Origin of the sequence: Microcoleus sp. POL10_C6 (assembly GCF_036701585.1) — a bacterium.
GTDB lineage: Bacteria > Cyanobacteriota > Cyanobacteriia > Cyanobacteriales > Microcoleaceae > Microcoleus.
Window position 1 is genome coordinate 1 of sequence record NZ_JAUBRB010000097.1, and the last position, 13,517, is coordinate 13,517.

Here is a 13,517-nt window from a genome sequence, read left to right on the forward strand (position 1 = left end):
AGATTGCACTCACTTTTTTCACTTCTCTATTTTATTGCGATCGCATTCCTCTTTAAAAACTGTCCGGAGTATTGTTAAGACTACTCAAAAGGGCGATCGTAACTTAGACTTGAGTCCTAGCCTGCATCCATCTCCTCAACTGGTTCGATGACTTTCTTCGGCGTGGCGATCGTAACTTACCATACTCAGTCTCACTCAATTCAGCACACTCAAAAACACTGTACTACATCAACTGCCCATAAAGGGAAGCTCAAGGAAAAACCAACAACCTAGCGCAATATAGCCCCAAAAGACTACTTAAAATTAGCAAAATAAACACAACGATTTCGCCCACCAAAAAGCAAAGAAATTTAAAAACTACTCCGCTATTGTAAAAATAATTATCTCATATTTAACAGCTAATCGAGTTAGACACTTATCTAAAAAATCTCCCGAACAATTCCGATAAAATGTTCTAAATCCTAGGTTTATCAAAATCTATATTTGAGCAAGTTCCAGACCAAAACCTATATTTTACCGGGATTTCACCCCAATTAATTGCTAGAATCGATCGACCCCGACTTATTCAGCAAAACCTAAACCTTCAATGATTAGCGAATTTTTACCTGCCATATTTGCAGTATTTGCGCTTCCCAGTTCCGAAAAATATTATTGGCGTATTGCCTAAAAATTCCCCAAATTAACTTAAAATCAGTAGAGTGGCATTTACCTTAAAACTACCTATGACAAAAGCCGAAATTATCACCAAAAACATCACAGTTCCTAACGGGGATTTGCAAATAGCTGCATACCTAGCCCAGCCTACCTCCCCAGGACAATTTCCTGCAGTTATCGTAATTCAAGAAATCTTTGGCGTCAACTCGCACATCCGCGAAGTTACTGAAAGAATAGCAAAAGAAGGATATGTGGCGATCGCCCCAGCCATTTACCAGCGTCAAGCCCCCGGTTTTGAAACCGGGTACACCCCCGAAGCCATCCAAATCGGCAGAGAATACAAAGAAAAAACCACCGCTTCCGAACTTCTGGCCGATATCCAAGCCACCATCGATTACCTCAAAACTCTACCCTCTGTTAAACCAGAAAGTTTTGGCTGTATCGGTTTCTGCTTTGGAGGACACGTCGCCTACCTTGCCGCTACTTTGCCCGAAATCAAGGCTACAGCGTCGTTCTACGGCGCCGGTATCGCCACCCAAACCCCCGGAGGCGGCACCCCCACCATCGCCCGCACAGCAGACATTAAAGGCACTCTATACGCCTTTTTTGGCACTCAAGACCCCAGCATTCCCTTAGAACAAGTTGACCAAATCGCCGCAGAATTGCAAAAACACAGTATTTCTCACCAAATTTTCCGCTACAATGCCGATCACGGCTTCTTCTGCGACCACCGCGGCAGTTACGACGCTACGGCAGCAGCCGACTCGTGGGTGCAGGTGAAGCAGCTATTTCATCAGCAACTTCAACCAGCTTAGAGAGTGGGAGATGGGGAGATAGGGAGATGGGGACAGTGGGAAATTTTTTTCTACTGACGACTGCCAACTAAATTACTGACAACTGACAACTAAACTGACATGAATTCCAAATCTACAGGTTCTCAAAGCGCAAAAGCATCCTTTTCAATGGATGATTTTGCTAAAGCCCTCGAACAGCACAATTATGAGTTCCAGAAGGGACAAGTAGTGCGCGGCAAAGTGTTCGAGTACGACTCAAACGGCGCGTATGTTGATATCGGCGGCAAGTCTTCGGCTTTTTTGCCGATCGAAGAGGCTGCTTTGAGAACAGTAACGGATTTGTCGGAAGTGGTTCCGCTGGACGAGGAACGGGACTTTTTGATTATCCGCGAACAAGATGCAGATGGCCAAGTTACTTTGTCTCTGCGGCAGTTACAAATTCAGCAAGCTTGGGAAGATTTAGTTGAATTGCAGGAAACCGGTAAAGTTCTTCAGGTGCGGGTTTCTGGGGCAAATAAGGGCGGCGTGACAGTAGATGTTCAGGGAATGCGCGGTTTTATTCCCCGATCGCACTTAGTGGAACGCGATAACCTAGAATCGCTGATCGGTCAATCTTTGAGCGTTAATTTTTTGGAGGTCGATCGCGAACGAGAAAAACTCGTACTTTCCCAGCGGATGGCCACTCAATCGAATGCCTTCAAGGATTTGCAAATTGGTCAGTTGGTGGAGGGAAAAGTCAGCAGCATCAAGCCTTTTGGCGTGTTTGTGGACTTGGAAGGAGTTAGCGGTTTGCTGCACATCAAGCAAGTTAGCCAAAAATATATTGATAACCTTGGAAAGGTTTTTGCCCCCGGTCAACCCCTGAAAGCGATCGTGGTTGATCTCGATGAAAGTCGTGGCCGGATTTCCCTTTCTACTCGGGTACTGGAAAATTACCCAGGGGAAATGGTGGATAAAATGGCGGATGTTATGGATACCGCAGAAGAGCGATCGGAACGTGCTAGAAAGACTCTTTCTTAAGTCTTGATTTAGTTACAACCCCGAATTCTTTAAGAATTCGGGGTTGTAAAAGTGCGATGTTTTACGTTTAATTAGCTTGAATTACTTATTTTGCATTTTACATCGACTTCTTCTACCAGTTTCCCAAAACAATCCCACTATAGGCTAACTCCAAACCCCTATCTAATAAGTTAATACCTGTCGCCAATCAAAACTCCAAAATTGTCTTACTTCTTCCATGAGCTATCTAACTTCATTTTAGCGTTCGTTATTTAACCCCATTAGCTACTACTCCCAATACTTTAAAATCGGCTACATTTAGTTGATCTAAAGCTTTGCTTACCAGGCCGCGATCGGTTTTTTCTATTTTTACAATCAGCACTGTACCATCAGTTTGAGAAGCTAGTAAATGGCCGTCTGCTAAACCAATTAAAGGTGGCGTATCATAAATTACTAAATCAAATAAGGCTAGGAATTGTTCCATTAAATAGTGCATCTTTCTCGAAGAAAGTAATTTAATTGGGTCGGGGGGAATAGTACCAGCAGTGAGGACAAAAAGATTGTCATCGTCGGGTAATCGCTGAATAGCCTCATTTAAGCTTAAATCAGAACTTAAAACATTACTTAAACCTTTCATATTTGATAAGCCAAGGTATGTGTGCAGTTGAGGCACACGCATATTAGCATCCACTAATAATACTCGTTTACCAACAGCAGAAGCAGTTTTAGCTAAATAAAGTGCTACAGTGGACTTACCCTCACCTTTAAGAGTCGAAGTGATGGTTAAAGAACTAATTGGGTGTTCCGCATTTAATAATTGAATATTTGTGTATAAGTAGTGAAATGCCTCTACCACAGGAAAATCTTTGTAATTTGAAACTATTATTCGTTTTAAGCTTTCACTGTTAGTATTTGAACTTACGCTAGTAAATTGAGCGGGAACCCTTTCACCTCTACGAGATTTAATTTTCATCGCTTTGGCGATCGGAATGACTCCCAACAGAGGGCGTTTAGTTGCTGATTTAATTTCTTCTGGAGTATGGAAAACAGTATTTAAAACTTCTACTAGGAAACCTATAGCAATGCCTAGTAAAGTGCTAATAACGATCGCGATTGCTAGGTGACGGCGGGTTGGTTTTTCTGTTACTGGGTTGAGATCACCATTTTCGTTTGTGACTAACTGTGGTTTAGATATAATTTGCCAAGAGCCATCAATTTGACCAGCATCTAGTTGTAAAGTTTTTTGTTTTTCGAGGAAGAGTTTGAGAGTATCTTTAGCTAGTTCGAGTTTTAATTGTATGTCATCATAGCGGTGTTGAGCTGTGGGCATTTGAGTAATTTTTGCTTGCAGTAAATTTTGGCTATTAGTTATCAACCGCTCGCGAGCTTCCAACTGTTTTAGTTGTGACTGCATCTGCAAGAGGACAGCATCAGCTTCTCTTTTCATTAAATCACGCAAACTTTGCTGCTTTTCCCGCAAAGATTGAATGGGAAGGCTATTTTCATAAAATTGAGTAGAGCTTAAAGCTAATTGTGAGTCTATTTCATTTACTTTGCTAATTAAATTTTCATAAGATTTGGGACTAATATCAACAATCCAACGATTATCGCCCGTTAACGATCTTTTTTTGTAGCTTTCATATTGAAGCCTACTTTCTGCCAGTTGTCCTTGCACTTCTAGGCGACGATTAGTTAAAATATCTAGCTGATCTGATAAACTGCGGCTGCGTAGTTCTGGTTGGTTAAAGTTATACTGAACCCTTAACATTTGTAATTCTTGTTGCAATTTATCTACTTTCTGCTGGAGTGGCGGCATTTGTCGAGCGATAAAATCAATACTTTGTTTGCTAACTTTTAAACGCTCTTGATCCATATATTCTAGGTAATATTTGGCAGTTTCATCCAGCACATATTGGATGCGCTTGGGGTCTCGATCGCGGTAGCTAATATCTAGGAGTTTAGTACCACCCTGCTTCCCATCTCGCAAGAAAGTAATGCGTTGGATAATCAAGCGGTTATTGAAATTTTTATAGTCAAAGTTTGGATATTTTGTTTGCAACTTATTAACTAATGGTAGTAACACTTCTGGGCTTTTTAAAACCCGCGATAAACTTTGATAATCCACCGAAGATCCTTCTTCCGCTGATGATTTAATTTTGTTCAAGTCTGTGATGCCTAAACTGTTATTTTGAGCTTGGACCAAGAGCTTTGATAGCCGATAGTCAGCCGTAATGGGTTCTGCTAAAACTGTAAATTTTCCTTCATACTCAGTAATAGATTTTTTGGCAGCCCTAAGCACGAAACTACCGCTTAAAGTAGCTATGCTGGCAGCTACTATGCCCATCACTAGAAGGCGACGTTTGACGACAGCTAGTACCCAATTCATATCAAGAACTTGGTCATCCTCTGCTGGGGTACTAGCTAGGTAATTAGCAGAGGGAACCGACAAATATTGACCATTAAGGTCATTCTTTAGGGAAGACAACAGTTTTTTATCCATAGCAAAAATGTTACTATTTAATTCCTAATTTCCTAATAGTCTGAGTAGCTCTATGAATCGGGTGGGAACTAGAATTCCACCAATAATATTATTAACTGGTGATAGAACAGTGTTAATGTTATCTACCAAGATAGCAGTCCTCGAACGTGCCACTATAATTATGTCATTATCTTGAATCAGTGGGTTGCTTTGAGCGTCGATTCCTTGATTCAAATTAATTGCTACTTGCGATCGGGATATAGTGCCATTAGGATTCAGCCTGATCAGTTCCACATATCTAGAGTTAGCGCGACTTTGTCTGAAACCCCCCGCACTCATAATTGCTTGATTTAAGGTAGTATTAGGAGGTAATTTGAGTCCACCGGGAGTATTGACTTCTCCGATCACACTCACTTGCACAGTCCCCGGAGCAAAGCTAGCATTAGCTAGAACAGAAACTTCTCCCGGGTCGATCGCCGTCGCTGTTGGGACAAAGATGATATCCCCTTCTTGTAGTATAGTATCTTGAGAGGTATCTTGTTCTTGCAAATATTGCCAGAGGTTAATAGTTCTAATTTGTTGTTTGCCACTTCTAGTATAACGTTGGAGTTGGATTTGGCGAATATCGGCGATTGATGTGATTCCACCAGCTAGTTGTAGAGCACGAATAATGGTCGGCTGTCCGTTAGTTCTTTCACCATTTTGGGTATCACCACCAATCGCTACATATCTACCGGGACGCTTCACCTCTCCGAATACTGAAACAGTACGGGGTTGCTCTGCTGGTATAGAAAAATTAGATTCACTAAGTTGATTTGTTTCTGCTAAATTAATTGTTTCTTGAGGGGGAACCAAGATTTGATCTCCATCTCGCAAGGTGATATCTTGGCTGGTCTGACCAGTTTGTAAATAATCCCACAGATTATAAGTGATAGTTATTTCTTTGTTAGTCGTAAGCCGACGCCGCACAATTACTCGTCGAATATCAGCGCTAGCTCGAATACCCCCAGCTTTTTCTAAAGCTTGAGGAAGCGTGGGAAACTGAACTGATGGTCTGTTTCCGCCTCCATTAGCTAGGGGCAATAAGTAGGAGCCGGGACGACTTATTTCACCCGATAACCAAATATTAAGCGGGCGGGCAGCTTGTAAACTGATTGTAACTAAAGGTCTTTTTACGACCTGGCCATAAGCTCTACTGATAACTTGGGCTGCCTGTTCTAAAGTTAATCCTTGAAGCGCAATACTACCAATAATGGGGATTTGAATAGCTCCCCCAGCGGGAATTTGATACTCCCCACTAAGCTGGGGCAGATCGTAGATATCAATTCTAATATTGTCTCCACCACCTAGATAGTAGTCAGTATTAATACTTGTTGCGGGGGCGGGCGACTGAGCGAGGTTGGTTTGAGGGTAGGAGAAAGTGAGTACCAGCGCCAGCAGTGGCAGTTGTACAGCAGGGAGAGTAAGCCATTTCATAGGTACTAACAAATTTATGATAGAGGTAAAGCCATGAGAGATATTTTAAGGGTGCCGATGTTTGCGTTGATGCTATTGTGTTTAACGCTTATAGTTTTTGTGACTATTTATATTTTAGCCGCACGCCATCCCAAATTGGGTGCCACATTAGAAAAGATTTTTGTGGGGATACTTTTTTTTACCATAACTGGTGGATCGGGTATCATGACCATGCCCTTTACCAAACTCCATCCTAACGTTTTCTACAACTTAGAAACTACACCCCCAACGATGATTGGTCAAATTGCCATTTATGCGGCCATGATATTAATGATATTTCCCCGCTTAACTAAAACTACGCAAAAAACAGTTTATATCTGCATTAAATGGATAGCAGGAGACATTTTTTTAGGTTTGTTTTTGTTGCTTCTGACTTTATCTGGATTGTGGTCACAAACTCCTGAACTTACTTTTAGGGCTATTTTTGCTATTTGGGGAGTAACAGTGGTTTCTATTTATGTAGGAAAAGTGTATAGCTGGTCAGAAATTTATGGATTATTGAGATGGCTAACTGGTTTATTAGCTTTATGGTCACTTGTGAAAACAAATGCAGCTCCGGACGGTTGTTGGACAGGAGTTTTAGGTCATAAAAATCCTTTTTCGTTTCAAATGGCTAATACAGCTTCTTTATGGATTTTATATGCTTTTAAGGAGCCTAAGTATAGATATTTATCATTATTTATCATTTTAATAGCTTTAGTAGGATTGCAAAAAGGTTGTAGTGGTGCTAGTCGGATTTTGACAGTGGTATTAATCAGTTTGTGGAGTTATTTAGCCCTCTTAAAAAGATTACCTGTAAAATGGGCTTTTCTCTGCTTTATCTTATTTTTGGTCGGTAGTATAGGTATAAGTATTTTGGTGTTAAATAATTTAGAGGCTATTATTGTGGATGGTTTGAAAAAAGATATGACTTTAACCGGTAGAACCGATTTTTGGCCTTTAATTATTGATAGAATTAATCAAAATCATCCCATATTTGGTTATGGAATGAAAGGATTTTGGCAGTTTTGGCGTGGCTCGGAAAATCCCGCTTACGGAATTATAGTAGCTAAAACTGGTTTTGTGCCACCCCACTCTCACAATGGTTTTCTTGATATACTTTGCGAACTGGGTTGGACCGGACTCTTGTTGTTTATTGGGTCATTCTTGAATAATATATTTAGAGGTATAAAGTACCTCGTTAAAGGAAGTTTTCCAGAGTCAGGTTTGCCTTTGTATTTATTAACATTTATGCTAATGACTAATTTGACAGAGGGGGGACTATTGGGGGTTGGTACTTATTGGTGTTGGTATGTAGTTTTATCGGTAAAATTGAGCTTAGATAGGACAGCTAAGGATAACCCACACTGATGATGTCAGCGTTTTGTCAGGCCTATGAGGAGAATCTTTACAAAGAATAGGCATCTACCCCACTTCTTAAAGAAGTCGGGGCTTTAACACCGATCGCATTTTACGTTTAATTAAGTGGGCTCACTTAATATGACTCGCAATTGTTTCACTCTCCACCGTTGCTTCCACTGGCCAAGAATTTTCCATCTCTACTGTTTTTTTCGGCTGATAAACTGCCAAGTCGAACCAGAAAGTCGTACCCACATTAACTTCGCTAACTAAATTAATTTTAGTGTGGTGCTTGTCAATAATGTTTCTGACAATAGAAAGACCTAATCCCGTTCCTTCTAAAGTGTGTACTCGGTTTTCTACCCGGAAAAAGCGATCGAATATTGCTTGTTGGTCTTCGGGATCTATGCCAATTCCCGTATCAGAAATTTCGATCCGCACTACCGGACAATGTTGAGCATCCGGTGACAAGTTGTGGTGGACGGATTGATCGTCTTTCTGGGTGGGCGCCTCCGGCTCTAGCAAATATGCTCGAATGGCCACCTTGCCGCCGGACTGAGTAAATTTTAAGGCATTTCCTACTAAATTTGCAAATACTTGCAGTAACAAATCGTAATGACCTAAAGCAGGCGGCAAATACGGGTCAACTTCTTGCTCTAATTCAATGCCTTTATCCTTAGCATTTAACTGATAAGTCCGCAGGGTTTGTTCCACAGCTTGCGGGAGGTCAACAGCTTCCAAGTGATAAACTCGGCAGGATTCCAGTCGCGACAAGTCTAACACGTCATTAACTAAACGAGTTAGTCGATCGGTTTCTCGGTTAGCAATTTCTAGGAATTCCCTGCGCTCGCTTTCTAGAAGGTCTTCTCCGTACTCGTGGAGAGTCTCGATAAAAGATTTGATATTAAATAAAGGCGTTCTCAATTCGTGAGAAACATTGCTGATAAAATTGCTTTTAGCCTCATTGAGTTCTACTTCGCGAGTAATGTCCTGCACTGTCATTGCAATGCCTTTGAGACTTTCTCGGTAATTTCCGGAACCTTGATGCTTGAAGGTTTGCTCGTAGAAAGTACACTCTACAGCTAGCGGGCGTTGTGGCTCGTTACAGGTATCTTCCTCATGGCGGATGCAGCTTTTGCACAGCGGTTCGGCACCGGGCGCTTTGTGCAGAATGACAGTAGTTAAAACAATCCGAATTGTACGGTTAACTGGTTCGCTCAGAGAGATGCGAAATTCGCCGCCTTCGCGATCGCCCGCAGCTATTTCCTGCAAAGGTCTCGCCAAGTCCTGCTGCACTTCCGAAGGCAAAATGTTCAGAACATTTACTCCGAGCGCATTTTTGCCTTCCCATCCAAAAATCCGCATCCCCGTCGGATTAACTAAAATCACCTGCAAATTTGCGTCTAATAAAAGCGCGCCATCAGCAATCGTTGAAACCAAAGTTTCTAACTTAGCTTTTTCCGCTGTCAGCTCTTCAATATTTTGTTCTTCATAACTTTCGAGTTTCTGGGCCATCTCGTTAAAACTGCCAATCAACTCGCCCAATTCTCCACCCAAAGGCAGGTCAACTCGCTGCTTAAAATTCCCGCTGGCGATGTTTTTGACCCCAAAGACTAATTGTTTAATCGGCTGAGTAATTGTCAGGGCATTAAATACAGCTCCCAAAATTACCATCACCCAAATAGTGACAAATACTGCTAAAGTGACATCCCTAGTCAGATTTGAAGAGATAACTGCTGCGGGATTTGGGTTAATGCCGATCGCCAAAACTCCCAAATATTTGTCTTCATGAATTAACGGCACAAATACATCGGTCACTTCTCCATCTGGCGTCAAATGCTGCCGCACCAAAGGCAAAGACGTTAAATTTCTCGCCTCAATATCGGCGATAAAATTATCGGGAAGTTTGATCTGGCGGCGCAGCGTCAGGGAAGTTTCCACCTCGGATTCCGAAAAGGGTATCCCCAGGAAAATATCCCCCGCTTCGTCGGCGTAAAGCATATAGCGGACGCTGGAGGTGCTGCTGTAAAATTGGCGGGAAAAGCGGGCGACTTCGGAGCGATCGTTTTTGGCAATCAGCGGCGCCACATTTGCCGCCAACAGCAGGCCGAGGTCTCGGCCGTAACGAGTATCGTTAAGTCGGGCGTCTTGCTGGATAGTATTCACCGCCCAGAATGTCAGGCCGCTCATAATTAACGACACTACGAGGGTAGCAGCGGCCATCAGGCGGGTCTGGAGGGTAAAATCCGACCACCAGCGGGCAATAATTTCTCCGATTTTGTTTAGTATGGCCAGCATTTCACCAGTTCACCAGTTCAATATTAATAGCAAGATCAATTCAGTTGGCTCCCGATCGACTTTTCTGATGCGACTTGTCCGCTACCGCCACCGCAGAGATACCAAACTTCATTGTTACATTTCTACATTGAGATTGCTTGGCTTTCGGATGGCGGCCGATGTCGCAATTCCTAATTTTTATCGCCCAGAGCTCGGCGACCGATGTCCCGACGGCAGTAAACCCCTTCAAATTGGATGCAATCAACTGCAGCATAAGCTTTGGAAATAGCTTGTTCCAAAGTTTCTCCCGTCGCAGTGACGCCCAAAACCCGGCCGCCGTCGCTCACCAACTGCTGGTTCTTCAACTGAGTGCCGGCGTGAAACACTTCTGCTCCTTTGGCTTCAGCTTCCTCGATACCTGTAATAACTTTGCCTTTTTGATAACTTCCAGGATAGCCTCCAGAAGCCAAAACTACGCAAACAGAGGCTCCCGACTTCCAGCGAATAGAATATTCACCGAGACGCTGCTGACAGCAGGCCAGCACCAAATCTTCTAAAGGAGTTTCCAGCAGTGACAAAACCGCTTGAGTTTCGGGATCTCCGAAACGGCAGTTGAATTCTAAGACTTTGGGTTCTCCGTCGGGGGTAATCATTAAGCCCGCGTAGAGTACACCCCGGTAGTCGATTTTGCGTTTTTGCAGTGCTGCGAGGGTGGGTTCGAGAATTTCTTCTTGAATCCTTTCCATTAGTTCCGGGGTGACGATGGGCGCTGGGGCGTAGGCTCCCATACCGCCGGTGTTGGCTCCCTTGTCGCCTTCGCCGATAGCTTTGTGGTCTTGGGCGGGCACCAACGGTTCCACTGTGATGCCGTCGGTGAGGGCGAGAATGGAGACTTCTTGACCTGTTAAGAATTCTTCGACCACGACTCGGATGTTGTCGGTGCCGAATTCGCCTCGGAAAATGGTGTTGATGGCGCTGTGAGCCATTTTGACGGTGGTGGCAACGGTGACTCCTTTGCCTGATGCGAGTCCGTCTGCTTTGATGACTATTGGGGTTCCTTGTTCCAGAACGTATGCTTTTGCAGCTTCTGCGTCTGTAAATACGGCAGCTTTGGGTGTGGGGATGCCTGCTTCGAGCATCAATTCTTTGGCCCAGGATTTGCTGGATTCAATTTGGGCGCCGGCTTTGGTGGGGCCGAAAATCATCATTTTTCGCTGTAGAAAATAGTCGGCGATGCCTAGGGATAGGGGCAATTCGGGGCCGACGATGACTAATCCGATGTTGTTGACCATCACAAAGCGTTCGATGCCTTGGAAGTCGTCGATGTTGAGCGACAGATTTTGACAGCCTGGGGTGGTAGCTGTGCCGCCGTTGCCCGGTACGCAGAATACTTGTTTAATCCGCGTAGATTCTAGCAGTTTTTTTGCGATCGCGTGTTCGCGACCTCCGTTTCCCACAACTAAAACTTTCACAGTATCCTCACCTATAAATTGTGTTCCCTGAATGTCTGATTTTCAGTGTTGGCATCTGTCTATCTGCTTTTTGCAGTGCTGTCAATTATGCCATGCTTGGCGCTAGGGAATTGCTAGATGTGGCACTTTTCTGGAGGGGTGGCGTTCGACGGCTGTTTCTCAATGGCTGGGAGCGTGCAATAATTAAAGACTTTAGCCGCCCAATTTTTCTGGGTTCTGCCTCGATTTAATCAGGCAATTAAAACTCTTTTCTGGCTTTTAACTCTGCAATTACTATAATTGATCCGGGGACAAATAGCGATAAGATAGGCAGGTTGACTCTGGGGAATTTTACTCACATGAAATCAAATCAAACCGCTGCGAGTTCGTCTGCCAAATTTAAGCGGGTGGGCGTTGTCGGCGGCGGCCAGCTAGCTTCGATGATGGGGGATGCTGCTAGGGCGCTCGGTATTGAATTGGTAGTACAAACTCCCCATGCTACTGACCCAGCAGTTTCTGTTGCTGCTGATGCTGTTTTGGCTGCTGTTGATGATGTTTTGGCTACGGCTCAATTGGCGGCTGGCTGCGATGTTATTACTTTTGAAAATGAGTTTGTGGATTTGGATGGTTTGCGGTCGCTAGAAGAGCAAGGTGTGTTATTTCAGCCGAGTTTGTCGTCGCTTTCTCCTTTGTTGGATAAGTACGTTCAACGCTGTTATTTACAAGGTTTGGGTTTGCCAACTCCGAGGTTTTGGGAATGGGATTGCAGCGCGGATTTGCCCCCGGAATTGTTTAAGGCGGTGGCGATCGACTTTCCGGCAATTTCTGTTTCTGACAGCGTGCAGATTGCAGGAGACTCGGGTGCTGGATCGATCGACTTTCCCTTTGTCGTCAAAGTTCGCCGCCACGGTTATGACGGCCAAGGTACTTTTATTGTTAAGGATCGGGGGAGTTTTGAGTCAATTCGTGCTACACTCCAAGGTCAGTCTTTGCTAGTGGAAGAGTTTGTGCCGTTCGATCGCGAATTGGCTGTGATTGCGGCTCGATCGGCAAATGGCGAAATTGCGATTTATCCGATCGTCGAAACTCAGCAGCAAAATCAGGTTTGTCATGTGGTGATTGCGCCCGCTGATATTAGTTTAGATGTCAAAACTGAAGCTTGTGCGATCGCCCGCACTCTCCTCAACAGCTTAGAAGCTGTCGGCGTATTCGGCATTGAATTATTTTTAACCGCCGATAATAAGCTGTTAGTCAATGAAATTGCACCCCGCACCCACAACTCGGGACATTTTACCATCAATGCTTGCGAAACTTCACAATTTGAACAGCATTTGCGCGCAGTTTGTCAACTGCCTTTAGGGAATTCCGATTTAAAATGTGCAGGCGCTGTCATGGTAAATTTGCTAGGTTACGAGTCGGCTGAGTCAGATTATTTAGCAAAAAGAAAACAACTGGCACAAATTAGTGGTGCTTTTGTCCATTGGTATGGTAAGAAAGTAGCGCGTCCCGGTCGCAAACTCGGTCACGTTACAGTTGTGATCGACGCGGACTTGGTGGCTCAGGGGCGATCGTCAGCAGAGGATCTCGCTCAAACCGTTGAATCTATCTGGTATGCAAGTTAAATTGCTCGAAGCTTGCCAAAATCTGGTTAGTTGGTATATATTAAATAAAGGTTCTACTGCGACGTTGGTGACTGCCAATAATGTTTTTTTGATCTATAACTCTTAACTCTCGGGAATCAAGATGTTTGGACAGCAGTAAACTGGGCTTGTACCCAGAAACTTTAAGTCCGAGCCAACGGTACCCACCTGGTAAAATACCAGGTCAAAAGCTGAGGTAAGACGGCGTTGCGGGGAACCATTAAAATTTTGATTGAGATAGGCGCTGTGAAATATAGCTAGCCTATTTTTTTTTGAGATAAACGCTTTGATTCATAGTTAGGGCTTGCTGAATATATCGAGCGCATATTACGTGGGCTGGGTTAAGAGAGCGTGCGATCGAGAGTAAAGT

The 13,517-nt window shown here is 43.7% G+C and carries 8 protein-coding genes and 1 other RNA gene; 5 read left to right on the plus strand and 4 right to left on the minus strand.

Translation table 11 applies throughout. From position 1 onward, the window contains the following. Positions 1 to 722 precede the first annotated feature (722 nt). Both QUA34_RS28945 and QUA34_RS28950 read left to right on the plus strand, forming a co-directional pair. Positions 723 to 1,469, plus strand: a complete 747-nt coding sequence (locus tag QUA34_RS28945; protein ID WP_333322988.1) for a dienelactone hydrolase family protein — start codon at positions 723 to 725, stop codon at positions 1,467 to 1,469. 99 nt (positions 1,470 to 1,568) lie between these two features. Then, positions 1,569 to 2,468, plus strand: coding sequence for a S1 RNA-binding domain-containing protein (locus tag QUA34_RS28950; RefSeq protein ID WP_333322989.1), 900 nt, complete (start codon positions 1,569 to 1,571; stop codon positions 2,466 to 2,468). Positions 2,469 to 2,715: 247 nt separating this feature from the next. Here the strand turns inward: QUA34_RS28950 and QUA34_RS28955 are convergent, their stop codons facing one another. Both QUA34_RS28955 and QUA34_RS28960 read right to left on the minus strand, forming a co-directional pair. Next, positions 2,716 to 4,947 carry a polysaccharide biosynthesis tyrosine autokinase gene (locus tag QUA34_RS28955; RefSeq protein ID WP_333390856.1) on the minus strand — a complete coding sequence of 744 codons (2,232 nt, stop codon included), beginning with the start codon at positions 4,945 to 4,947 and terminating at the stop codon, positions 2,716 to 2,718. Between the two features lie 24 nt (positions 4,948 to 4,971). Beyond that, entirely contained in the window at positions 4,972 to 6,402 is a 1,431-nt protein-coding gene (locus tag QUA34_RS28960) for an SLBB domain-containing protein (protein WP_333322995.1), read from the minus strand. Between the two features lie 33 nt (positions 6,403 to 6,435). Between QUA34_RS28960 and QUA34_RS28965 the strand changes: the two genes are divergently transcribed. Continuing rightward, positions 6,436 to 7,791 (plus strand): O-antigen ligase family protein, encoded by a 1,356-nt coding sequence (locus QUA34_RS28965; protein WP_333322997.1) that lies wholly within the window; start codon positions 6,436 to 6,438, stop codon positions 7,789 to 7,791. Positions 7,792 to 7,911: 120 nt separating this feature from the next. Here the strand turns inward: QUA34_RS28965 and QUA34_RS28970 are convergent, their stop codons facing one another. Then, entirely contained in the window at positions 7,912 to 10,077 is a 2,166-nt protein-coding gene (locus QUA34_RS28970; protein WP_333390859.1) for an ATP-binding protein, read from the minus strand. Between the two features lie 170 nt (positions 10,078 to 10,247). Continuing rightward, the gene (gene purD, locus QUA34_RS28975; protein ID WP_333323001.1) at positions 10,248 to 11,528 is read right to left on the minus strand and encodes a phosphoribosylamine--glycine ligase; all 1,281 of its coding nucleotides are present in this window, start codon (positions 11,526 to 11,528) and stop codon (positions 10,248 to 10,250) included. Positions 11,529 to 11,866: 338 nt separating this feature from the next. On the opposite strand from purD, the gene QUA34_RS28980 reads away from it, so the two are divergent. Together QUA34_RS28980 and ssrS are read left to right on the plus strand one after the other, a co-directional pair. After that, entirely contained in the window at positions 11,867 to 13,129 is a 1,263-nt protein-coding gene (locus QUA34_RS28980) for a 5-(carboxyamino)imidazole ribonucleotide synthase (protein WP_333390861.1), read from the plus strand. Between the two features lie 50 nt (positions 13,130 to 13,179). After that, a non-coding RNA gene (ssrS, locus tag QUA34_RS28985) (6S RNA) lies at positions 13,180 to 13,367 on the plus strand. Positions 13,368 to 13,517: the final 150 nt, after the last annotated feature.